The organism is Caulobacter sp. ALps2 (assembly GCF_058681635.1).
Window position 1 is genome coordinate 2,323,724 of the sequence record NZ_CM178743.1, and the last position, 21,756, is coordinate 2,345,479.

Genomic DNA, 21,756 nt, shown 5'->3' on the forward strand with positions numbered 1-21,756 from the left:
CCCATGGCGCAGGTGACCATCCATGTGAACGGCCGCCCCTATATGGTCGGCTGCGAGGACGGCCAGGAGCCGCACCTGACCGAGCTGGCGCGCCTGTTCGACCGCCAGGTCCGACAGGTCAGCTCCGACGTCGGCCAGCTGGGCGAGACCCGGCTTTTCCTGATGGGCGCCCTGCTGCTGGCCGACGAGCTGTCGGACATGAAACTGCGCCTGGCCCACGCCAACGCCGAGATCAGTCGCCTGAACCAGGAAGGCACCAAGGCCGAGATCGCCGCGATCCGGGCGCTCGACGCGGCGGCGGAGAAGATCGAGAAACTGGCGGCGGAGTAGTCTCAGCCGTCGAACTCGACATCGACCTCTCGCCCGCCGTGAAAAATCCGGTCGATTACGACGGCGTCGAGCGTGACGTGGAAAGCGATTTCGGTTTTTCGCTCGAAACCTAGAAGTCGCGAGGCTGGCGCGGCGCCTTGTCTATCCGCGCGATGTAGGCCATGGCGGCGTTCGATGCGCCGCGCTCGGCTATGTATCGATAGAGTTCGAAAAGATCGTCACGGGCCTCAGGCGAAAAGACGATCTTTCGCGTCACGGCTTGGTCTTCAGGCGATCAGCATGGTGGGCGCGGATCGAAGCGAAGACCTCAGCTGCGTCGATGGCTCGGTTCGGATCGTCGAGCATCGCGTCATAGACGGGGGCGACGTCTTCGCGCAGCCAGCGTTCCACGGCCGCGTCTCGTTCCTGCAGGGCGCGCACGCCAGCGCGAACGACTTCGCTTGCGGACGCATATGTTCCCGCCGCGACGAGGTCGTCGATGTAGCGTGACTGTTCGGCGGGCAGGCTGACAGTGCGTTTGCTGACGGTGGTCATGTGGGCCTCCGCCACGACGATATCAGGCGGTATGAAGGATGCATACCGCTGTCCGCGACACACCGCCCCTGGCTTTCCCACCTCCGAAGCCCTATCTTGTTCAACGGCGGGTCTTGCTGTGGCTCTCGTCGAAGATTTCTATTCCCAGGGACCTTAATCTCTCTATCGGGACCTGTTCCCTCCCGTGGCCGTGGCTGCGGGAACACGGGGCCCACCTGTTACTGACAGGTTCGAGTGGATTGAAACGTCTTCACGGTTCTTCGCGGCGCCGCCACCTTTCTTCCTCTGAAAACGCTATAAGCGGTCGATGACCATCGCCGACCCCCTCGCGGCCAAGATCGCGCTGCGCGTTTTCCTGCGGAACCAGCGTAAGCAGCTGGCCCTCGAACATCCCGAAGCCGACTGGATGATCGCCGAGGCGGCCCGCGAGCCGCTGACCAGGCTGTTCCCGAACCCGGAAGGCAAGATCGCCGCCCTGTATCACGGCCTCGGTTCGGAGGTGTCGCCGCGCATCCTGGCCGACCAGTTGGCGGCAGCGGGTTGGGCATTGGCGCTGCCGGTGGTGCTGGACAAGGACGATGGCGAGATGGTGTTCCGACGCTGGGACCGAACGGCGCCGTTGGTCCACGACGCCATCGGTTTGCGCGGCCCTCCGCCGGAAGCGCCGATGGTCCAGCCCGATCTGGTGATCACGCCGCTACTGGCCTTCCAGCGCGACGGCCTGAGGCTGGGGCAGGGCGGCGGCTACTACGACCGGGCGCTGGAGGCGTTGCGCGCCACGAAGAAGATCTTCGTCCTCGGCCTGGCCTACAGCGGCCAGCAGGTGGAAAATCTGCCGCACGAGCCGCACGATCAAAGGCTGGACGCCATTCTCACCGAAAAAGAGTATATGGCCGTCAATGACATGAGCCGCTGAAGGCTCGATCCACTCCTCTTCCTTGGGACTTTCGATGCGTTTCGCCTTCTTCGGCGATGTCGTCGGCAAGTCGGGCCGCGACGGCCTGGCCGACCATCTGCCCGATCTTCGCCGCCGGCTCTCCCTCGAGTTCGTGATCATCAACGCCGAAAACGCGGCGGCCGGCTTCGGCATCACCGAGAACACCGCCCGCGAGCTGTTCGAGGCCGGCGCCGACTGCCTGACCCTGGGCAACCATAGCTGGGACCAACGCGAGGCCCTGACCTACATCGTCCGCGAGCCGCGCCTGATCCGCCCGGCCAACTACCCGATCCTGTCCGACGCCCCGGGACGCGGCAGCCACCTGTTCCAGACCGACTCGGGCAAGACGGTGTTCGTCGTCAACCTGCTGGGCCGGGTGCACATGGACGCCATGGACGACCCCTTCGCCGCCGCCGACCGCGAGCTGGACAAGGCCCCGCTGGGCCAGGTGGCCGACGCGGTGATCGTCGACATGCATTGCGAGGCGACGTCCGAGAAGATGGCCATGGGGCACTATTGCGATGGCCGCGCCTCGCTGGTGGTCGGCACCCACACCCACGTACCGACCGCCGACTGCCAGGTCCTGCCGGGCGGCACCGCCTATCAGACCGACGCCGGCGCCTGCGCCGACTATGACAGCGTGATCGGCAACCAGAAGGACGAGCCGCTGCGCCGGTTCACCACCAAGATCAGCGGCGGGCGTTACACGCCGGCCTCGGGTCCGGCGACGGTGTGCGGCGTGTTCGTCGAGACCGACGACCGCACCGGTCTGGCCGTCCGGGTCGAGCCGATCCGCGTGGGCGGACGCCTGCGGCAGAGCATTCCCGAGGTCTGACACGATTGCTTTCGTCATGCGTTGGGCGTTGGCTGTCGACAGCCACCTTCAGAGGAGCCCTCCATGACCGACGCCATCTACACCGCCAAGGCCCACGCCGTGGGCGGCCGCCAAGGGACCGCCAGGACCGACGACGGTCACCTGGACGTGACGCTGGGCTATCCCAAGTCGCTGGGCGGTGACGGCAGCGGCACCAATCCCGAGCAGCTGTTCGCGGCCGGCTATGGCGCCTGCTTCCTGGGCGCGCTGGGCCTGGTGGCCCGCAACACCGGCGTCAAGCTGGGCGAGCACAGCCTGGACAGCGAAGTCGACCTGATCAAGGACGAGACCAGCTTCCACATCGCCGTGCGCCTGAAGCTGAACGCCCCGGAGCTGGACCGCGAAACGGCGCTGAAGCTGCTGCACACCGCCCACGAGGTCTGTCCGTACTCGAAGGCGACCCGTGGCAACGTCGATGTGCAGCTCGAGGTCGCATAGGCGCGCTAGTCGAAGTGTGAGCGTTTCGCCGCCCGGGCGCGCCGCGAACATCATCCCTCGGGGAAGAACTTGAAGAAGGGCTCGGCCTCGGTCAGCACGCGCTGCACCGACGGCCGGTCCTTCAGGCGCTGTAGGTATTCACCGCAGAGACGCCAGCGGCCTTCGAACGGCTGGACCTTGTCGGCATAGAACAGCGCCGGGAACGCCGCGCAGTCGGCCAGGCCGAAGTCGCCGCACATCCACGAGCGGCCATCGGCCAGCACGCTCTCCAGGTGATCGCAGGCCTGGGCCAGTTGGCCGTAGGCCTCGTCGACGCCGAAGCCGTCCTTGGCTTCCGGCGGGCGCAGGCGGTCGGCGACGATCTTTTGCATCGGCGTCTGGACGTAGTTGTCGAAGAACCGGTCCCAGAACCGCATCCGCCAGGCGAAGTCGAGATTGGCCGGCGTGAACCGCACGCGGCCGAGATAGTGGGCGTCCAGATAGTCGAGGATGATCGTGGTCTCGATCACCGTCTCGCCCCGCGCGTCATCCCGCAGAGCTGGCATCTTGCCCATCGGCGACAGTTTCAGGAACGCCTCGCGCGCGGTCGGGTCGCCGAGGTCGACCAGCACGTTCTCGAATGGGATCGCGTTCTCGTAGAGGCCGATCAGAACCTTCCAACAGAACGAGGCCAGCGGGTGGGCGTGCAGCGTCAGGCTCATGGCGGTCGCTCCCATATACTTAAGTCAATGCTTAACTATATACCTTGCCCGAAATGCGCAAGCTGTCCGTGGGGGTGACAAAACCCGCCCCCGGACGCTAGAAGCGCCCACACTCCATTTTTCAGATCAGAGACAGAGCCTCCGAATGGCCGGCCACTCGAAATTCAAGAATATCATGCACCGCAAGGGCCGCGCCGACGCCGCGCGCTCCAAGCTGTTCTCCAAGCTGTCGCGGGAAATCACCGTCGCGGCCAAGACCGGCCTGCCCGATCCGGCCATGAACCCGCGCCTGCGCCTGGCCGTGAACAACGCCAAGGCCGAGAGCCTGCCCAAGGACGTCATCGACCGCGCGATCAAGAAGTCGCAGATGGGTGACGCGGCCGACTACTCGGAGATCCGTTACGAAGGCGTCGCCGCCGGTGGCGTCGGGATCATCGTCGAGGTGCTGACCGACAACAAGAACCGCGCCGCCGCCAATGTCCGGTCCTACTTCACCAAGATCGGCGGCAACATGGGGGCCACCGGCTCGGTGACCTTCAACTTCGATCACGTGGGCCAGATCACCTACCCGGCCAAGGTCGCGTCGGAAGACGACATGATGGAAGCGGCCATCGAGGCCGGCGCCGACGACGTCACCTCGGACATGGACGAGGAGGGCGAAGGCCACACCATCTACACCGCCTTCGAGAGCCTGAACGAAGTGGCCGCCGCCCTGGAAGCCAAGTTCGGCGCGGCGTCGAACACCAAGATCGCCTGGCGTCCGAAGATGCAGGTGCCGGTCACCGGTGACTCGGTCGCTACGCTGATGAAGCTGCTCGACCTGCTGGACGAGGACGATGATGTCCAGAACGTCTATTCGAACGAGGACATCAGCGACGAAGACCTGGCGAAGCTGGGTTGATGTCCGCCGCCGATCACCCGAACGCCCTGGCGCCAAACGCCTTGACGGAAGTCGACCTGCCCGGCCTGCCCAACCACTATCGCGGCAAGGTGCGGGACAATTACGACCTGCCGGACGGCCGCCGGGTGATCGTCGCGTCCGACCGGCTCAGCGCCTTCGACCGGATCCTGTGCGCCGTGCCGTACAAAGGCCAGGTGCTGACGCAGACGGCGCGCTACTGGTTCGACGTCACCGCCGACATCTGCCCCAACCACGTCCTTGCCTATCCCGACCCGAACGTGCTGATCGGCCAGCGGCTGCAAATGCTGCCGGTCGAGCTGGTGGTGCGCGGCTATCTGGCCGGGACCACCTCGACCTCGATCCTGACCCTGTACAACAAGGGTGAGCGCCAGATGTACGGCGTGACCCTGCCTGACGGCCTGCGCGCCAACCAGCGCCTGCCCCAGCCGATCCTGACCCCGACCAGCAAGGCCGCCGACGGCGACCACGACGCGCCGCTATCGCCCGCCCAGATCCTGGAACAGGGCCTGCTGACGGCCGACCAATGGGCGCGGCTCAGCGCCTACGCCTTGGCCCTGTTCGCGCGCGGTCAGGCGCTGGCCGCCGAGCGTGGCCTGATCCTGGCCGACACCAAGTACGAGTTCGGCCTCGACGCCGACGGCCGTATCGTGCTGGCCGACGAGATCCACACGCCCGACAGCAGCCGCTTCTGGAAGGCCGCGACCTACCAGGCCCGGTTCGAGGCTGGCGAGCGTCCCGACAGCTTCGACAAGGACTTCGTCCGCGCCTGGGTGGCGCAGCGCTGCGATCCTTATGCCGACGCGATTCCGGAGATTCCCGAGGCTCTGATCCAACAGACCTCCGAGGTCTATATCGAGGCGTTCGAGACGATCACCGGCCAGACCTTCGCGAGGCCGGATGCGGCCGAGCCGGTGCTCGAGCGCGTAAGGCGCAACCTGGACAGCTACCTGGCCGGCTAGGGATCACTCAAGCTCTCCGTCCGTTACAGCCGGCATGGACTGGCTGCTGTCTCCCCAAGACTATCTGCCCATCGTGGGCGCGGTGATCGCCGGCGGGGCGATCGGGCTGGAGCGCGAATATCGCAGCCGGCCCGCCGGTCTGCGCACTCACGTGCTGGTCGTCCTGGCCTCGGCCCTGCTGATGATGGCCGCCGTCCACCAGGTGCGGTGGATGAACGACACGCCGTTGGACGTCGTGCGGATCGACCCGGTGCGGATGGCGCACGGCGTGCTGACCGGGGTCGGTTTCCTGTGCGGCGGGGTGATCTTCCAGCAGGGCTTCTCGGTGCACGGCCTGACCACGGCGGCGTCCCTGTGGATAACTTCGGCGATTGGCACGCTGTTCGGGGTCGGTCTCTACGGTTTGGCCGTGGTCGGGACGGTGATCACCCTGCTGGTCCTCAGCGCCGCCCGCTTTCTCGACCATCGCATGCCGCAAAAGAACTTCGCCGAGATCCGCGTGCGCTCGCGGCGCGAGACGATACTGCGCGAGGGTGATTTCCGTGACCTGCTGAGCGCCTTCGGCCTCAAGGGCGCGCGGTTGGAGCAACGGCTGGTCGAGGGCGGAACAATCTTCGAGTTGTCCGGCATGTTCTCGGGCAAGGACTCCCTGCCGCTGTCGGCGGTGGCCGATCGGCTGCGCGAGGATTCCCGCGTCGTCGAGTTCGATATCCTGCCGCGTAAGGACTGATCTTCTCGCCGTCACACCGCCCCGCTAGACTGCGTCACATGGTTCTGCGAGTTCACATCGACACCGACTGCGGCGTGGACGACGCCTTGGCGCTCGCCTTGATGGCGCGCTCGCGGCAGGCGGTGGAGGTGGTCTCGGTCTCGGCCGTGTTCGGCAACACCTATGTGGATCAGGCCGCCGCCAATGCTCGGGGGGTTCTGCGACTCGCCGGCTGCGGGGCCGAGGTCTATATCGGGGCCGGCGTTGGCCTGGCCAAGCGCCGGGTCGAGCGCATGCGGCCGGCTCACGGCGTCGACGGCCTGAACGGCGCCGGCTTCTCCCAGCGCTGGAAACTGCCCGAGCTGGAGCGCGGTCATTCGGCCAATTTCCTGGCCTTCGCCGCCCGTCGCAAGCTGGGCGGCCTGTTCCTGGGACCGCTGACCAACCTGGCCAAGGCCTCGTTGGAAGACCCAGCCGCCTTCCGCGCCTGGCGGCCGACGATCATGGCCGGCGCCTTCGCCGTCCAAGGCAAGGCCAAGGGGGGCGCGGACTTCAACACCTGGAGCGACCCGGAGGCGTTCCAGCGCACGCTGGAGGCCGGGGTCATGCCGCGCCTGATGCCGCTGGACATCAGCCATCAGGTCGAGGTCACGGCCGCCGACCTGGCCAAGGGCGCGGTCTGCTGCGGCTCGCCCTTGTCCCAGCGCCTGACCAAGGCCGCCCAGGCCTATATCGCCTTCCATCAGCAAGTCTGGGGCGGCGAGGGCTGCCGGCCGCACGACGCCGTGGCCGCCGCCAGCCTCGTCGCCCCCGAGCTCTTCACCTTCGAACCGGCTCGGCTGCGGGTCATCGTCGACGGCGAGCGCCTGGGCCGGATCGAACGCATCGACGGCGCCCCGAATGCCGAGGTCTGCGCGGGCGTCGACATCGAGGCCGTAAAGCGCTTGATCCTGGGCGGGCTATTCGGCTGGGGCGCGGTGGAAGCCGCTTAGCTAGTGCGGCTGACCCCACTGGGCGGCGCGTTCGCGGACCAGATCGCGCATGAACTGGTCGAGCTCGGCCAGACGGCGATCCATCTCGGCGACCGGGACGCCGTTCCAGACGGCGTGGTCATAGGCCGAGCGCGCCTCGCGCAGGTTTTCGCCGGCCTGGTAGCGCTCGGTTATGTAGAGGGTCTCGAGGAGCCTCGTCGGGCGGTCGATCTTCTCGTGCTTCATCGACCAGTAGCTGACCATGTACTCGGCCAGGATCCCATCGTCCGACGTACTGACCATCGGCGGCTCCCATGTGGTTGACGCCTAGGTGGGTAGCCGGAGCGATGGTTCCAGACCAACCGGCCAGCTTTATTTGCCGCCCGCATAGTCCTTGATCAGGGCGTACAGGAAATCCCGCCCGTCATAGAGCGACTTGACCCGCACGCGCTCGTTCAGGCCGTGGATGCCGTCGCCGTCCGAGCTGCCGAAGATGCCGCTGACGCCATAGGTCGGGATGCCGGCGGCGTTGGTGTGGACGCCATCGGTGGCGCCGGTCAGCAGGATCGGCACGACCGGCACGCCGGGCCACAGCTTGGCGGCTTCCTTCTCGATCGGACCCATGATGGCCGGCGTCAGGGGCGGGGGCGGCGAGACGCTGTTGGGCTCATGGGCCAGGGTCACGGCGATCGGGTCGGCGGCCAGCTCGGCCAGCTTGGCGCGGACCTCCTCGGTCGGCGTGCCCGGCAGGATGCGGCAGTTGACGTTGGCCGTGGCGCGTTGGGGCAGGGCGTTGGGCGCGTGGCCGGCATTGACCATGGTCGCCACGCAGGTGGTGCGCAGCATCGAGTTCCACATCGGGTCGGCGGCGACGGCCTTCAGCGCGACCGGGTCGTTGATATTGGCCACCAAGGCCTTCATCGCCGCGGCCTGATCGGGGTTCACCCGGGCCTGCATCTTGGTGAAGTAGCCCCGCGTGGCGTCGTTGAAGCGCGCCGGGAAGCCATAGGCGCCGATGCGATCCAGCGCCGCCGACAGCTGGTAGATGGCGTTGTCGGGCACGGGGCGGCTGGAGTGGCCGCCGGGGTTGGTCACGGTCAGGGTGAAGTCCTGATAGACCTTCTCGCCGCCCTGGACCTCCAGCACCACCGGCTTGTCGTGTTCGTCCAGCAGGCCATCCGCGCCTTCGTTCAGCGCGAACTCGGCGTCGACCAGGGGGCGGTGGTTCTTCACCAGGTCCTCGATGCCGTTATAGGCCTCGCTTTCCTCGCCGCAGGTCAGGGCCAGCTTGATGTCGCGCTTGGGCTTATAGCCGGCCTGCTTGAGGCGGATCAGGCTGTCGACCCAGATGGCCGCCTGGGCCTTGTCGTCCGACGTGCCGCGCCCGAAGAAGTAGCCGTTCTCCTCGACCAGCTTGAACGGGTCGCGGGTCCAGTCGGCGCGGTTGGCCTCGACCACGTCGATGTGGGCCAGGAGCAGCATCGGCTTGGACTTCGTGTCGGTCCCCTTGAGGATGGCGACCAGGCTGCCTTCCTTCGGATGGCCATCGGCGACCACGACCTTGACGTCCTCGGCCGGGAAGCCGGCCGTCTTCAGCCGCGCGCCCATGGCCTCGGCGGCGGCTGTGCACGAGCCGACCGACAGGGTGGTGTTGATCTCGACCAGCTCCTTGTAGAGGTCGCGGAAGGCCAACTGGTCGGGACGGACGGTCTTGGGCGGTTCGGCGGTCTGCGCCGCCGCTCCGGTGGCCAGGGCCATCAAGGCGCCCGCCGTCATCAATACCGCCCGCTTCATTCGTACTCTCCCCAATGACCTTAAGGGGCGAACAGAGCTCGCCTGACGACCGCGCGCAAGAGGCCGTGCTTAACCCCTCGTTAGCAATACAGGGGCTTTTCCTCGGGGGCGGGACAGACGATGTTGCGAGAACACATGATGAACGCGATTCGTATCCTTGGCCTTGATCCTGGCCTCCGCCGCACCGGCTGGGGCGTCGTCAGCGTGCTTGGCTCGCGGGTGACGCATGTGGCCCACGGGGTCATCGCGCCGGACGACAAGGGCGCCTTCTCCGATCGCCTGCTGCACCTGTTCGAGGGGATCTGCGCGGTGATCGAGCAGCACAAGCCCGATGAGGCGGCGGTCGAGGAGACCTTCGTCAACACCAACGCCCAGTCGACCCTGAAGCTGGGCCACGCTCGCGCCGCCGCCATGATCGCCCCGGCCCGCGCCGGGTTGCTCGTGGCCGAATATTCCAACGCCATGGTCAAGAAGGCGGTGGTCGGAACCGGCGGCGCCGACAAGGCCCAGGTCGCCTTCATGATCGCTCGCCTGCTGCCGACCGCCGGCTCGCCGACGGCCGACGCCGCCGACGCCCTGGCCGTGGCGATCGCTCACGCCCACGCCCGCACAGCGAGGAGAGTCGCATGATCGGTCGCCTTCGCGGGGCCATCGCCGAGATCGGTGAGGAAGAGGCCCTGATCGACGTCATGGGCGTCGGCTATGTTGTCCGCTGCGGCCACCGCACGCTGCAACGTCTGCCCGCGCTTGGCGACGAGGCCCTGCTGCACATCGAGAGCCAGTGGAGCGAGAGCGCGGGCCTGCGTCTCTACGGCTTCGCGACGCGCGAGGATCGCAAGGCGTTCGTGCTGTTGCAGGCCATCCAGGGCGTTGGCCCGAAAGCGGCCATGGCGGTGCTGGACGTGCTGTCGCCGGCCGAGCTCGCCTCGGCGGTCGCCCGCGAGGACAAGGCCGCCGTCGGCCGCGCCAGCGGGGTCGGGCCCAAGCTGGCCTTGCGCATCGTCACCGAGCTTAAGGACAAGCCCATCACCGACGGGCCGGTGCTGATGACCGCGCCCAGCGCGGCGAAAACGGCGCCCGCCAAGCCTGCTCCCACTGGTGACGCCGTCGCCGCCCTGATGGGCCTGGGCGTCGCCGAGGTGAACGCCCGCCGCGTCGTCGAGGCCGCCGCCGCCCAACTGGGCGAAGAGGCGACCGTCCAGGCGCTGATCAAGGCCGGCTTGCAGGAGCTTGGACGATGAGGCTCCCCCCACCTGACCTGCTGCGCAGATCGTCCGCCCCCAAAGGCGGGCGGAAGGGCGCCCGGCTCTTCTTCCCCCTCCGGGGGAGGAGCGCGAAGCGCGGAGGGGGCAAGTGACCCGCATCATCTCCGGCGACGCCCAGCACGGCGACCAGGTCCCGGCGACCGACCGCGCCCTGCGCCCCCAGACGCTGGCCGAATTCGTCGGCCAGGAGCAGGCCAAGGGCAACCTCCGGATCTTCATCGAGGCCGCCAAGGGGCGGGGCGAATCCCTGGATCACGTGCTGCTGTTCGGCCCGCCCGGCCTGGGCAAGACCACCCTGGCCCAGATCGTCGCCCGCGAGCTGGGCGTGAACTTCCGCGCCACCTCGGGCCCGGTGCTGAACAAGCCCGGCGACCTGGCCGCGATCCTGACCAATCTCGAGCCGAACGACGTCCTGTTCATCGACGAGATCCACCGGCTGTCGTCGAACGTCGAGGAGATTCTCTATCCGGCCATGGAGGACCATGTGCTGGACCTCGTGATCGGCGAGGGGCCGTCGGCGCGCTCGATCCGCATCGATCTGGCGCCCTTCACCCTGGTGGCGGCGACCACGCGGGCGGGCATGCTGGCCACCCCGCTGCGCGACCGCTTCGGCATCCCGATCCGGCTGGAGTTCTATACGCCCGCCGAGCTGCGCCACGTGTTGTTGGGCGCTGCCCGCAAGATGGGCGCGCCGCTGTCCGAGGACGGGGCCGACGAGATCGCCAAGCGCGCCCGGGGTACGCCGCGCGTCGCCGGCCGCCTGCTGCGCCGGGTCCGTGACTTCGCCACCGCCGACGGCGCGGCCGTCATCGACCGCAAGGCCGCCGGCTTGGCCCTGGCCCGGCTTGAAGTGGACGAAGTGGGCTTGGACAGCCTGGATCGCCGCTACCTGCGGGCCATGATCGAACACTATGGCGGCGGCCCGGTGGGCGTGGAGACCATCGCCTACGCCATCGCCGAGGCCAGGGACGCCGTCGAGGATGTCATCGAGCCCTATCTGATGCAGCAGGGCTTCATCCAGCGCACGCCGCGCGGCCGCATGGCCTGCGGCAAGGCCTATCTCCACCTGGGCCTGACCCCGCCGGCCGCCCCGCCGGGGACGGCGCAGGGCGCGCTGTTCGACGAGTGACATGTAGGGAGTTTAGTAAAGTTATGGAAAACTCCTTATAACTGGATAAACTCGCTATATGGACGCCATCATCAATCCATTCGCGCCTGGCGCGGGGTCTCCGCCGCCAGAACTCGCGGGTCGCGACGCGGTTCTGGAGCAAGCGCGCGTCACGCTCGGCCGGATCCAACGTGATCGGTCGGCCAAGAGCGTGATGGTCGTTGGCCTTCGAGGCGTGGGCAAGACGGTTCTTCTCAATCGAATTGTCGGTGTCGCCGAGGAGCAAGGCTATCTTGCCGAACTTCTGGAGGCGCCCGAAAACAAAAGTCTGGCCGCGCTTCTGGCGCCCGCTCTTCGCAGCTTGATCCTGAAGCTCGATCGTGGCGAGCAGGTGAGCGCCGCCGTGCGCAGGGCTTTCCGCGTGCTTCGGGGTTTCGCCGCCGCGATCAAGGTCTCCTACAACGACATCGAAATCGGCTTGGACGGCGAGACGGAGCCTGGCGTCGCCGACAGTGGCGATCTCGAAGCGGATGTGCAGGATCTATTGCTGAGCGTCGGCGAGGCGGCGAAGGACCGGAAGACCGCCGTGGCCTTGGTCATCGACGAGCTGCAGTATCTCAGCGAAATCGAGATGAGCGCCCTCATCGTCGGCATGCACAAGGTCAGCCAGAAGCAATTGCCTTTGGCTCTGTTCGGGGCCGGCCTGCCGCAATTGGTCGGTTTGACGGGGCGCTCGAAATCCTATGCGGAGCGATTGTTCGATTTCCCGCAGGCCGGGCCATTGTCCTATGACGAATGCGTCAAGGCGCTGCGGGGGCCGGCGGTGCAGGAGGGGGCGGACTTCACCGACCGCGCCATAGGGCGCATCTACGAGCTTACGGAAGGATATCCTTATTTCCTGCAGGAGTGGGGGTATCATTCGTGGCTGACAGCAAACCAGTCCCCCATCGATATAGCCGATGTCGACGAGGCGACGCCGAAGGCGATCGCGGCCCTGGACCGGAGTTTTTTCCGCGTGCGCTTCGATCGGCTGACTCCGGCCGAAAAACGATATCTGCGCGCGATGGCTTCGCTCGGCGCGGGGCCTCATCGGTCGGGTGATATCGCGCACCAGCTGGGCGTGAAGGTGTCGAGCACGGGACCCGTTCGCGCGAGCTTGATCTCGAAGGGAATGGTCTATAGCCCGGCCCACGGGGACACGGCGTTCACCGTCCCGCTATTCGATCAGTTCATGCGGCGAGCCATGGCGGAGGGCGCGGCATGACCACCCCGCCCGAACCTACGGCAGGCGTGTTCTCCGGCCGCGAGCATCAGCTGCCGGTGCGGATCTACTACGAGGACACCGACTTCTCGGGGATCGTCTATCACGCCAATTACCTGCGCTATCTGGAGCGCGGGCGGAGCGATTTCTTCCGGATGGTGGGGATCTCGCACACCGAGCTGGCCCAGCAGGACACGGCGTTCGCGATCATCCACATGACGCTGGACTTCAAACGCTCGGCGCGGATCGACGACGCCCTGGTCGTGCGGACGACCTATGATCGGGTGAAGGGCGTCCGGCTGTACGTCACCCAGAAGGTCACGCGCGGCGACGAGGTGCTGCTGGAGGCCAAGGGCGAGGCGGTCTGCATCACCCTGCACGGTCGTCCGCGGCGTCCGACGGCCAGGATGCTCGCCCAGCTGGCGCCCTGGCTGGCGAACGAGGGCGAATAAACAACATCGTTTTTCGGGATCGCTCGACGATTGTCATAGTTTCACCCAAGCGTCGCTTCATGTCATACGGCGCACGACAAGACTTTTTAGACGCCCCAACGGAGCCTTCCCCGCATGGACGCCTCGGCAGCCGCCCCTAATTTCTCGTTCTTCGCCCTGTTCATGCAGGCCGACTGGGTCGTCAAAGGCGTGATGATCGGCCTGATCCTGGCGTCGCTGGGATCCTGGGCCGTGATCCTGGACAAGCTGTTCCGCTTCGCGAACCTGAACCGCGCCGCGGACCGCTTCGAGGAGCAGGTCACCGGCGGGCGCTCGCTGGAGGATGTCGCCGGTGAGGCCGGGGCCAATCCGCGCCACGCCTTGCCGCGCATGCTGCAGGCCGCCCTCAAGGAATGGCGCGACGCCAAGGCCAAGGGGACGATGAGCGAGAATCAGGCCGCATTCCTGATCGCCCGCATCGACCGAATCCTGGACACCCAGATCGCCCGCGAGAACAGCAAGGTGGAGGAAGGCCTGGGCAGCTTGGCCATCGTCGCCACCGCCAGCCCGTTCATCGGCCTGTTCGGCACGGTCTGGGGCATCATGCACGCCTTCCAGAACATCGCCCTGTCGAAGAACACCTCGCTGGCCGTCGTCGCGCCGTCGATCGCCGAGGCCCTGTTCGCCACGGCCGTCGGCCTGATCGCCGCCATCCCGGCCTATATCGCCTACAACAAGTTCTCGACCGACGCGGGCAAGTACGCCGGCCGCCTGGAAGGCTTCGCCGACGACCTGTCGACCGCGATCCAGCGTCGCCTGTCGGAACGGGCCTAGTCGGATGTCGATGTCGTCCGGCGACGCCTTCGCCACCAACAGCGGCCGTGGTCGCCGCCGCCGCGGTCGCCGCTCGCGCGGGGCCCTGTCCGAGATCAACGTCACCCCGCTGGTCGACGTGATGCTGGTGCTGCTGATCATCTTCATGATCAGCGCGCCGCTCCTGACCGCCGGCGTGCCTTTGGAGCTGCCCAAGACCGAGGCCGCCGCTCTCCAGAACCAGGAAGAGCCGATCACGGTGTCGATCCGCAAGGACGGCGGCATCTTCGTCGGCGAGACCGAGATCCCGTTCGAGAACCTGGCGCCGCGCATCAGCGCGATCGCGGGCGACGGCTACGACAAGCCGATCTTCGTGCGCGCCGATGGTGGAGCGACCTATTCGGTCGTCGCCCAGGTGATGGCGGGCCTGTCGAATGCTGGCTTCAACAAGATCAATCTGATCACCGAGACGGGCGGCCCGTCCTCGGGCGCGGCGCCGAAAGACGCCCAGCCGGAGGGCTCGGGCGACCTGCGGCCTGCCCAGTAGGATCAGTATGAGCGCTCGCCGCGAACAGACGATCTCCCCGGGGCTGCTGGCCTCGATCGCGCTGCACGGGGCCGTGGCGGCGCTGATCGCGTTCGGCCTGCCATGGAAGTCGTCCAAGCCCATCACGATCGGTGAGTCGGTGCCGGTGACCATCGTCACCAACGGTCCGACCAATGTCCGCCCGGCCGAAGAGGCGTTGGAAGAGCAGACCGCCCAGGCGCCGGATCCGGTTCCGGAGGCCACGCCCCAGCCGCCGGCTCCGACCCCGGCGCCCACGCCAACGCCCGCCCCCGCGCCGCCGCCCAAGCCGACCCCAACGCCCAAGCCTTCGCCGACCCCGACGCCGGCCAAGCCGAAAGAGACCAAGAAGAACGACAACGACTTCTTCGCCTCGCTGGAAGCCTCGATCGCCAAGTCCAAGAAGGCGACCGGCAAGCCGACCGCCAACGCCCCGAAGGGGCCGGCCCGCGCGGAGACCTCGGTCTCGGCCCGCCCGGCCATGGGAGCGGCCACGGGTCTGTCGGCCGCGGCCCTGGGTCGCTTGCAGGGCGAAGTGCAAGACCGCTGGAACCCCAATTGCGAGGTCGAAGGCGGCGCCAACGTCAATGTCCGCGTGGTGTTCGTGATCGGACCTGGCGGCCGCGTCGTGGGCCAGCCACAATCGCCGGGCACGTCTTCGTCAGATCCTGTCGTGAAGGCCGCTTCCGACCGCGCCATCCGGGCGCTGTTCGCCGCCTCGCCATTCGCCTACCTGCCGTCCGACCTGTACGGTAAGGAAATCGCCCTCAACTTCAACGCCAAGCAGGCCTGTACGCGTTGATGCTGGAGAAGAAGGAGACGTTGATGCGCTTGAGAGCCCTGATGATGGCGGCCGCCGTCCTGCTGAGCGGCGCGGCGTTCGTCACGCCGGCCGCCGCGCAGATCGAGGTCGACATCAACGCCGGCGCGGTCAAGCCGCTGCCGATCGCGGTTCCGGCCTTCTCGGGCGCCACGCGCGGCGCCGAGATCGCCCAGGTCATCACCGGCAATCTGGAGCGCTCGGGCCTGTTCCAGCCGCTGAACGTCGCCAATGTCGCCGACAAGCTGAGCGACGTGAACGTCCAGCCGCGCTTTCCCGACTGGCAGGCGACCGGCGCCCAGGCGCTGATCAACGGCCAGGTCACGGTCGGCCCCGACGGCGGGCTGCGCGTCGACTTCCGCCTGTGGGACGTCTTTTCGCAACAGCAGTTGCTGGGCCTGCAGTTCTCCTCGACGCCGGACAATTGGCGCCGCGTGGCTCACAAGATCAGCGACGCCGTCTATGAGCGCCTGACCGGCGAGAAGGGCTATTTCGACACCCGAGTGGCCTTCGTCGCCGAGAGCGGCCCGAAGCTGAACCGGGTGAAGCGCCTGGCGATCATGGATCAGGACGGCGCCAACCCGCAGTACCTGACCGACGGTTCGTACATCGTGATGACGCCGCGCTTCTCTTCGACCAGCCAGGAACTGACCTACATGGCCCTGCGGCCGACCGGGTCGTCGATCTACCTGTTGAACCTGGAGACCAGCCGCCAGGAAACCATCGGTAAATTCCCGGGCATGGTGTTCGCGCCGCGCTTCTCGCCCGACGGCGGCAAGGTGGCGTTCTCGGTCGAGCGGGCCGGCAACAGCGACATCTACATGATGGACCTGCGCAGCCGCGCCTCGACCCGCATCACCACGGACCCGTCTATCGACACCTCGCCGTCGTTCTCGCCGGACGGGACCAAGATCGCGTTCAATTCCGACCGCGGCGGCCAGGCCCAGCTCTATGTGATGAACACCGACGGTTCTGGCGTGCGCCGCATCTCGTACGGCGGCGGGCGCTACACCACGCCGGTCTGGAGCCCGCGCGGCGACTTCATCGCCTTCACGAAGCAGACGGGCGGCCAGTTCCACATCGGCGTGATGCGACCCGACGGCAGCGACGAGCGACTGCTGACCACCAGCTATCTGGACGAGGGCCCGACCTGGGCGCCAAACGGCCGGGTCTTGATGTTTTTCCGCGAGGGCGCCAGCGGCAACCCCCGCCTGTGGACGGTGGACATCACCGGCCGCATCCTGCGGCCGGCCGCCTACCAGGGTTCGGGTTCGGACCCGGCTTGGTCGCCGCTGCTGGACTGATTGACACACAGATCGGCTAGAGGGGGCAACCTGGGCCGGACATAGGCGTTAAGGCTCAGGTTCCTGCGCGCGACTTATTCGCGCCGGAAGTGAATCCGCATCGTCTGACGAGCATCTGACATCATTGTGAGGTTTGGTCAGACATTTAGAGGGTCCATTCCAAGCGTTGCGCAGGTATGGATCAGGTTCAGAATTCGTTGACTTGAGGAGAAACTGGATGAGCTTCGACACCCAGCGCGCCGTTAGACTGGCGCTCGTCGGCGTGGCCGCCGCTTCGCTCGCCGCCTGCGCTTCGCGTCCGAAGCCTCAGCCTGTCGCGCCGACGCCCGAACCGCCGCCGGCCGCCCCAAGCCAGCCCTACACCCCGCCGCCGCAACCGCCGGTCTCGAGCGGCGTGCTGCCGGGCTCGGTGCAGGACTTCGTCGTCAATGTCGGCGACCGCGTCTATTTCGACACCGACGAATACACGGTCCGCGCCGACGCCCAGCCGGTCCTGGCCGGCCAGGCCCAGTGGCTGAACCGCTACCAGTCGGTCCGGGTCCGGATCGAAGGTAACGCCGACGAACGCGGCACCCGCGAATACAACCTGGCCCTGGGCGCCCGTCGCGCCAACGCCATCCGCGATTTCCTGATCGCCCAAGGCGTCTCCGCCGCTCGCATCGAGACGATCTCGTTCGGCAAGGAACGTCCGGTCGACGCGGGCGGCACCGAAGAAGCCTGGGCCAAGAACCGTAACGGCCGCACGGCCATCACGGACGGCGCTCGCTAGGAATAAGAACCCTTCCCCCTTGATGGGGGAAGGGCAGGGATGGGGGTGATGCGGCGGTTGCGCTTGCGATGCCCAGCTCACCCCCACCCAACCCTCCCCCATCAAGGGGGAGGGCTTTTTGTGCCCTACTTTTGTCAGCAACTTGGACATACTCGTCGCATGAAGCTGAAATCCGCCTTGCTCGCCGCCCTGCTTGCCTCGGCCGCCACGGTCGCCGTCGCTCAGACCCCGCTGCCGCCGGCCGATCCGCTGGACGACCGCTCGGCCAAGCGCGTGGAGCGGATGGAGAAGGTCGTGCGTGAACTGCGCGCGATCGTCTTCCAGGGGCGCGATACGGGCAAGCCCGTCGTCGTGCAGCCGGCCGAGACCGACGCCCAGATCGCCGCGCTGAACGAGCGCGTCGGCGACCTGGAACAGACCCTGACCAAGCTGAACGGTCAGAACGAGACCGCCAACTTCGAGCTGACCAAGGCCAACCGGGCCGCCGCCGATCAGAAGGTCCGCGCCGATGCTCTGGAGCAGCGCCTGGCCGCCCTGGAAAAGACGCTCGCCGACCTGCAGACGGCCGCCGCCGCCCAGGTCGCCGCGCCCGCTCTCGGCGCAACTCCGCCGCCGCCCGCGCCGCCGGCCGATCCGGCCGTGGCATTCAAACAGGCCAAGGACCTGCTGCTGGCGGGCGACTATGGCAATGCCGAACAGGCTTTCTCGGCCTTTGTGACCAATTACCCGGAAAGCACCCGCGCGGCGGAAGCCAAGTACTGGTGGGGCGAGACCCTGTTCGTGCGCGAGGCCTATAGTGACGCCGCCGGCGCCTATATCGGCGCGATCCGCGGCTGGCCGCAGACCACCTGGGCGCCCGACGCGACCTTGAAGCTGGCCCGCTCGATGGTGGCTCTGAAGAAAACCGCCGACGCCTGCCGCACCCTGGACGAGCTGTCCAAGCGCTATCCCAAGGCTCCGGCCCAGGTGGTTTCGCGCGCGGCCTCGACCCGCGTCGCGGCGAAGTGTTCCTAAAGACGGTCCGGGCCGCCCTCGACCGGCGGCTCGACCCGGCCTCCGCCGCTCCGCTGGCCGTCGGTTTTTCGGGCGGGGGCGACTCCCTGTTCCTGTTGAAGACGGTCCTGGACTGGGCGCGGCCGCTCGGGCGGCCGGTGCTGGCCCTGGTTGTCGATCACCAGCTGCAAGCCGGTAGCGACCGCTGGACCGCCGAGGCTCTCGCCAAGGCGCGGACGCTGGGCGCTGATGTGCGCGCCTTGGCCTGGACCGGCGACAAGCCGAAGACGGGGCTGCCCGCCTCGGCTCGCCGCGCCCGCCACGCTTTGTTGGCGACCGCCGCCCGCGGGGCCGGCGCCAAGGTTCTGCTGCTCGGCCACACCGCCAGTGACTTGGCCGAGGGCGCGGCGATGCGGGCCGAGGGCTCGACCGTTTCCGACCCTCGCGAATGGGCGCCCTCGCCGGTCTGGCCGGAGGGACGGGACGTGTTTCTCCTGCGCCCGCTCCTGGCCCTCGGCCGCGACGAGATCCGCGAGACCCTGGCCGACCAGGGCGAGACCTGGCTGGAGGACCCGGCCAATGCTGACCTCCGCTACGCCCGGGCGCGGGCCCGCGTCGCCGGGCGCGCGGCTGAGGCGGGGGAGGCCGCGCCGTTCGAAGCGCCGCCGCCGTCACCGCCGACCTTCGCTGTCGACGCCGCTGGGGCTATTCGTCTGCCGCGTGACGTCGCCGCCACGCATCTGGCCGCCGCCTTGCTTTGCGCCGCCGGGACCGAGCGCCCGCCGCGCGGCGACCGGCTGGACCGCCTGACGCAGCGGACCCGATCTGGCGAAGCCTTCGTCGCCACCCTGGCCGGAGCGCGGATCGAGGCCGGAGAAGACGTGCTAATCTGCCGCGACGCCGGCGAGACCGCGCGTGGAGGCCTCGCGCCGCTGGAGCTCGCGCCGGGCCAGACCGGCGTCTGGGACGATCGCTGGGAGATCACGGCGGGCGACGCGCCCCTGGTGGTTTCAGCCCTGAAGGGCCGTTCGGCGGCTCTATCAGCCACAGATCGCGCCCGGCTGGTCACCCTTCCCGCTTCGGCGCGGCCCGCCCTGCCGCTGATCTCGCGCCAGGGCGCTCAGCCGTACTGTCCCGCGCTTGACGGCCCGCACCTCGCAGCGGAAGGAGGAGCGCGCGCGCGCCTGCTCGTTCTGGCTCGTTTCAAGGCCGCGACCGGCCAAATCGACCAAGAATCCGTGACCTGATGTCACGCGCATGGCGCAAGCGCGTTCAACCGCCTATCTTGGTGGGTCAAGAGCTATCGTTGGGAAGACGACGCGTATGAATTTCAGGAACCTGGCCATCTGGCTGGTGATCGTGGCGGTGCTGGCAGGCGTTTTCGTCGTCAGCCAAAACGCGCGCACGAAGAGCGGCGGCGAAGTCAGCTACTCGCAGCTGCTCAAGGACGTCGACGCCGGCAAGATCAAGTCGGCCGAGATCGCGGGCCAGACGGTGGTCGCCAAGACCGCTGACAACAAGGTCCTGACGGTCAACGCACCGATGAACTCCGAGGAACTGGTCAACCGCATGGTGGCCAAGAACGCCGACGTGAAGTTCAAGAGCGGCTCGATCAGTTTCCTGGCCATCCTGGTCCAGTTGCTGCCGATCCTGCTGGTCGTGGGCGTCTGGCTGTTCTTCATGCGCCAGATGCAGGGCGGGGCGAAGGGCGCCATGGGCTTCGGCAAGTCCAAGGCCCGCCTGCTGACCGAGAACAAGAACCGCATCACCTTCGAGGACGTCGCCGGCGTCGACGAAGCCAAGGAAGAACTGCAGGAGGTCGTCGACTTCCTGAAGGATCCGGCCAAGTTCCAGCGCCTGGGCGGCAAGATCCCCAAGGGCGCCCTGCTGGTCGGCCCTCCCGGCACCGGCAAGACCCTGATCGCCCGCGCCGTCGCGGGTGAGGCGGGCGTGCCGTTCTTCACGATCTCGGGTTCGGACTTCGTCGAGATGTTCGTCGGCGTCGGCGCCAGCCGCGTGCGCGACATGTTCGAGCAGGCCAAGAAGAACGCCCCCTGCATCATCTTCATCGACGAGATCGACGCCGTCGGTCGCCACCGCGGCGCCGGCCTGGGCGGCGGCAACGACGAGCGCGAGCAGACCCTCAACCAGCTGCTGGTCGAGATGGACGGCTTCGAGGCCAATGAAGGCATCATCCTGATCGCCGCCACCAACCGCCCCGACGTGCTGGACCCCGCGCTGCTGCGTCCGGGCCGCTTCGACCGTCAGGTCGTGGTGCCGAACCCGGACGTCGCCGGCCGCGAGAAGATCATCCGCGTCCACATGAAGAACGTGCCGCTGGCCGCCGATGTCGACGTCAAGACCCTGGCGCGCGGCACCCCGGGCTTCTCGGGCGCGGACCTGGCCAACCTGGTCAACGAAGCCGCCCTGACGGCCGCCCGCAAGAACCGCCGCATGGTCACCATGCACGACTTCGAGCACGCCAAGGACAAGGTCATGATGGGCGCCGAGCGCCGCTCGATGGCCATGAGCGACGCCGAGAAGAAGCTGACCGCCTATCATGAGGGCGGCCACGCCCTGGTGGCCCTGCGCGTCCCCGTCGCCGATCCGGTCCACAAGGCCACGATCGTGCCGCGTGGCCGGGCTCTGGGCATGGTCATGCAGCTTCCCGAGGGCGACCGCTACTCGATGAGCTACGACATGATGACCTCGCGCCTGGCCATCATGATGGCCGGCCGGGTCGCCGAGGAGCTGATCTTCGGCAAGGAAAAGATCACTTCGGGCGCGTCCAGCGACATCAGCGCCGCCACCAGCCTGGCCCGCAACATGGTCACCCGCTGGGGCTTCTCCGACCAACTGGGCACCGTGGCCTATGGCGACAACCAGGACGAGGTGTTCCTGGGCCACTCGGTCGCCCGCACCCAGAACGTCTCGCCCGAGACGATGATCACCATCGACGCCGAAGTGCGCCGCCTGGTGAAGGGCGGCGAGGACGAAGCGCGCCGCATCCTGACCGAGGAACTGGACCACCTGCATTCGGTGGCCAAGGCCCTGCTGGAGTACGAGACCCTGAGCGGCGACGAGATCATCGGCGTCATGAAGGGGGAATTGCCCAAGCGCGACGAGGATGAGAGCAACAAGGAAACGGTCGCCGCGCCGTCCCTGGTGCCGCTGTCGCCGGGCGCGGGCGCCAGTGTCACGGCTTAGGGTCAGCTTGGCCTGAAGATCGAAGCCGGCTCGAAAGGGCCGGCTTTTTTC

26 protein-coding genes and 1 other RNA gene are annotated in these 21,756 nt (G+C 67.5%); 22 read left to right on the forward strand and 5 right to left on the reverse strand.

Annotated features, from left to right (window positions below; genetic code table 11):
* Positions 1-3: 3 nt before the first annotated feature.
* A complete protein-coding gene (locus ACW173_RS11165; RefSeq protein ID WP_291880144.1) occupies positions 4-330 on the forward strand; it encodes a cell division protein ZapA in 327 nt (108 codons plus the stop codon).
* A gap of 109 nt (positions 331-439) precedes the next feature.
* Here ACW173_RS11165 and ACW173_RS11170 read toward each other — a convergent pair whose 3' ends face one another.
* Together ACW173_RS11170 and ACW173_RS11175 are read right to left on the reverse strand one after the other, a co-directional pair.
* Positions 440-586: a type II toxin-antitoxin system RelE/ParE family toxin gene (locus ACW173_RS11170; RefSeq protein ID WP_492085382.1), complete on the reverse strand. Its 147-nt coding sequence runs from the start codon at positions 584-586 to the stop codon at positions 440-442.
* Positions 583-864, reverse strand: coding sequence for a type II toxin-antitoxin system ParD family antitoxin (locus ACW173_RS11175; RefSeq protein WP_492085383.1), 282 nt, complete (start codon positions 862-864; stop codon positions 583-585). The genes ACW173_RS11170 and ACW173_RS11175 overlap by 4 nt, the downstream gene beginning before the upstream one ends.
* A gap of 110 nt (positions 865-974) precedes the next feature.
* Between ACW173_RS11175 and ssrS the strand changes: the two genes are divergently transcribed.
* The 4 genes from ssrS (at position 975) to ACW173_RS11195 (ending at position 3,113) form a co-directional block, all read left to right on the forward strand.
* A non-coding RNA gene (ssrS, locus tag ACW173_RS11180) (6S RNA) lies at positions 975-1,137 on the forward strand.
* Positions 1,138-1,171: 34 nt separating this feature from the next.
* The gene (locus tag ACW173_RS11185) at positions 1,172-1,780 is read left to right on the forward strand and encodes a 5-formyltetrahydrofolate cyclo-ligase (protein WP_492085385.1); all 609 of its coding nucleotides are present in this window, start codon (positions 1,172-1,174) and stop codon (positions 1,778-1,780) included.
* 22 nt (positions 1,781-1,802) lie between these two features.
* The gene (locus tag ACW173_RS11190) at positions 1,803-2,636 is read left to right on the forward strand and encodes a TIGR00282 family metallophosphoesterase (protein WP_492085387.1); all 834 of its coding nucleotides are present in this window, start codon (positions 1,803-1,805) and stop codon (positions 2,634-2,636) included.
* Positions 2,637-2,699: 63 nt separating this feature from the next.
* On the forward strand, positions 2,700-3,113 hold the full coding sequence (locus ACW173_RS11195; RefSeq protein ID WP_492085388.1) for an organic hydroperoxide resistance protein: 414 nt from the start codon (positions 2,700-2,702) through the stop codon (positions 3,111-3,113).
* 50 nt (positions 3,114-3,163) lie between these two features.
* Here the strand turns inward: ACW173_RS11195 and ACW173_RS11200 are convergent, their stop codons facing one another.
* On the reverse strand, positions 3,164-3,814 hold the full coding sequence (locus ACW173_RS11200) for a glutathione S-transferase family protein (RefSeq protein WP_492085390.1): 651 nt from the start codon (positions 3,812-3,814) through the stop codon (positions 3,164-3,166).
* A gap of 145 nt (positions 3,815-3,959) precedes the next feature.
* On the opposite strand from ACW173_RS11200, the gene ACW173_RS11205 reads away from it, so the two are divergent.
* The 4 genes from ACW173_RS11205 to ACW173_RS11220 are packed head-to-tail and all read left to right on the forward strand — an operon-like array spanning position 3,960 to position 7,396.
* Complete coding sequence (locus ACW173_RS11205; RefSeq protein ID WP_492085392.1) at positions 3,960-4,715, forward strand: YebC/PmpR family DNA-binding transcriptional regulator; 756 nt, start codon at positions 3,960-3,962, stop codon at positions 4,713-4,715.
* Positions 4,715-5,695: a phosphoribosylaminoimidazolesuccinocarboxamide synthase gene (locus ACW173_RS11210; protein WP_492085394.1), complete on the forward strand. Its 981-nt coding sequence runs from the start codon at positions 4,715-4,717 to the stop codon at positions 5,693-5,695. Before ACW173_RS11205 ends, ACW173_RS11210 begins: the two co-directional genes overlap by 1 nt.
* A gap of 34 nt (positions 5,696-5,729) precedes the next feature.
* Complete coding sequence (locus ACW173_RS11215) at positions 5,730-6,425, forward strand: MgtC/SapB family protein (protein WP_492085396.1); 696 nt, start codon at positions 5,730-5,732, stop codon at positions 6,423-6,425.
* A 38-nt stretch (positions 6,426-6,463) separates the two neighbouring features.
* A complete protein-coding gene (locus ACW173_RS11220; RefSeq protein WP_492085397.1) occupies positions 6,464-7,396 on the forward strand; it encodes a nucleoside hydrolase in 933 nt (310 codons plus the stop codon).
* Here ACW173_RS11220 and ACW173_RS11225 read toward each other — a convergent pair whose 3' ends face one another.
* The gene (locus ACW173_RS11225; protein ID WP_492085399.1) at positions 7,397-7,678 is read right to left on the reverse strand and encodes a hypothetical protein; all 282 of its coding nucleotides are present in this window, start codon (positions 7,676-7,678) and stop codon (positions 7,397-7,399) included.
* A 69-nt stretch (positions 7,679-7,747) separates the two neighbouring features.
* Positions 7,748-9,169: a M20/M25/M40 family metallo-hydrolase gene (locus ACW173_RS11230; protein WP_492085400.1), complete on the reverse strand. Its 1,422-nt coding sequence runs from the start codon at positions 9,167-9,169 to the stop codon at positions 7,748-7,750.
* A 123-nt stretch (positions 9,170-9,292) separates the two neighbouring features.
* On the opposite strand from ACW173_RS11230, the gene ruvC reads away from it, so the two are divergent.
* The 13 genes from ruvC (at position 9,293) to ftsH (ending at position 21,705) form a co-directional block, all read left to right on the forward strand.
* Entirely contained in the window at positions 9,293-9,799 is a 507-nt protein-coding gene (gene ruvC / locus ACW173_RS11235; RefSeq protein WP_492085978.1) for a crossover junction endodeoxyribonuclease RuvC, read from the forward strand.
* On the forward strand, positions 9,796-10,410 hold the full coding sequence (gene ruvA / locus ACW173_RS11240; RefSeq protein WP_492085401.1) for a Holliday junction branch migration protein RuvA: 615 nt from the start codon (positions 9,796-9,798) through the stop codon (positions 10,408-10,410). The genes ruvC and ruvA overlap by 4 nt, the downstream gene beginning before the upstream one ends.
* A 112-nt stretch (positions 10,411-10,522) precedes the next feature.
* Positions 10,523-11,563, forward strand: a complete 1,041-nt coding sequence (gene ruvB / locus ACW173_RS11245) for a Holliday junction branch migration DNA helicase RuvB (protein ID WP_492085403.1) — start codon at positions 10,523-10,525, stop codon at positions 11,561-11,563.
* 58 nt (positions 11,564-11,621) lie between these two features.
* A complete protein-coding gene (locus ACW173_RS11250; protein ID WP_492085405.1) occupies positions 11,622-12,806 on the forward strand; it encodes a DUF8462 domain-containing protein in 1,185 nt (394 codons plus the stop codon).
* Positions 12,803-13,255 (forward strand): tol-pal system-associated acyl-CoA thioesterase, encoded by a 453-nt coding sequence (gene ybgC / locus ACW173_RS11255; RefSeq protein WP_492085408.1) that lies wholly within the window; start codon positions 12,803-12,805, stop codon positions 13,253-13,255. The genes ACW173_RS11250 and ybgC overlap by 4 nt, the downstream gene beginning before the upstream one ends.
* A 114-nt stretch (positions 13,256-13,369) precedes the next feature.
* Positions 13,370-14,068: a protein TolQ gene (gene tolQ / locus ACW173_RS11260; protein WP_492085409.1), complete on the forward strand. Its 699-nt coding sequence runs from the start codon at positions 13,370-13,372 to the stop codon at positions 14,066-14,068.
* A 4-nt stretch (positions 14,069-14,072) separates the two neighbouring features.
* Positions 14,073-14,594, forward strand: a complete 522-nt coding sequence (locus ACW173_RS11265; protein ID WP_492085410.1) for an ExbD/TolR family protein — start codon at positions 14,073-14,075, stop codon at positions 14,592-14,594.
* A gap of 7 nt (positions 14,595-14,601) precedes the next feature.
* Positions 14,602-15,414: a cell envelope integrity protein TolA gene (tolA, locus tag ACW173_RS11270; RefSeq protein WP_492085411.1), complete on the forward strand. Its 813-nt coding sequence runs from the start codon at positions 14,602-14,604 to the stop codon at positions 15,412-15,414.
* The gene (gene tolB / locus ACW173_RS11275) at positions 15,411-16,736 is read left to right on the forward strand and encodes a Tol-Pal system beta propeller repeat protein TolB (protein WP_492085412.1); all 1,326 of its coding nucleotides are present in this window, start codon (positions 15,411-15,413) and stop codon (positions 16,734-16,736) included. The genes tolA and tolB overlap by 4 nt, the downstream gene beginning before the upstream one ends.
* Before the next feature lie 202 nt (positions 16,737-16,938).
* The gene (gene pal / locus ACW173_RS11280; RefSeq protein ID WP_492085413.1) at positions 16,939-17,505 is read left to right on the forward strand and encodes a peptidoglycan-associated lipoprotein Pal; all 567 of its coding nucleotides are present in this window, start codon (positions 16,939-16,941) and stop codon (positions 17,503-17,505) included.
* A gap of 159 nt (positions 17,506-17,664) precedes the next feature.
* Positions 17,665-18,519 (forward strand): tol-pal system protein YbgF, encoded by an 855-nt coding sequence (ybgF, locus tag ACW173_RS11285; protein ID WP_492085414.1) that lies wholly within the window; start codon positions 17,665-17,667, stop codon positions 18,517-18,519.
* Positions 18,510-19,745, forward strand: coding sequence for a tRNA lysidine(34) synthetase TilS (tilS, locus tag ACW173_RS11290; protein ID WP_492085415.1), 1,236 nt, complete (start codon positions 18,510-18,512; stop codon positions 19,743-19,745). The genes ybgF and tilS overlap by 10 nt, the downstream gene beginning before the upstream one ends.
* Positions 19,746-19,821: 76 nt before the next feature.
* A complete protein-coding gene (ftsH, locus tag ACW173_RS11295; RefSeq protein WP_492085416.1) occupies positions 19,822-21,705 on the forward strand; it encodes an ATP-dependent zinc metalloprotease FtsH in 1,884 nt (627 codons plus the stop codon).
* The last annotated feature ends 51 nt before the right edge of the window (positions 21,706-21,756 follow it).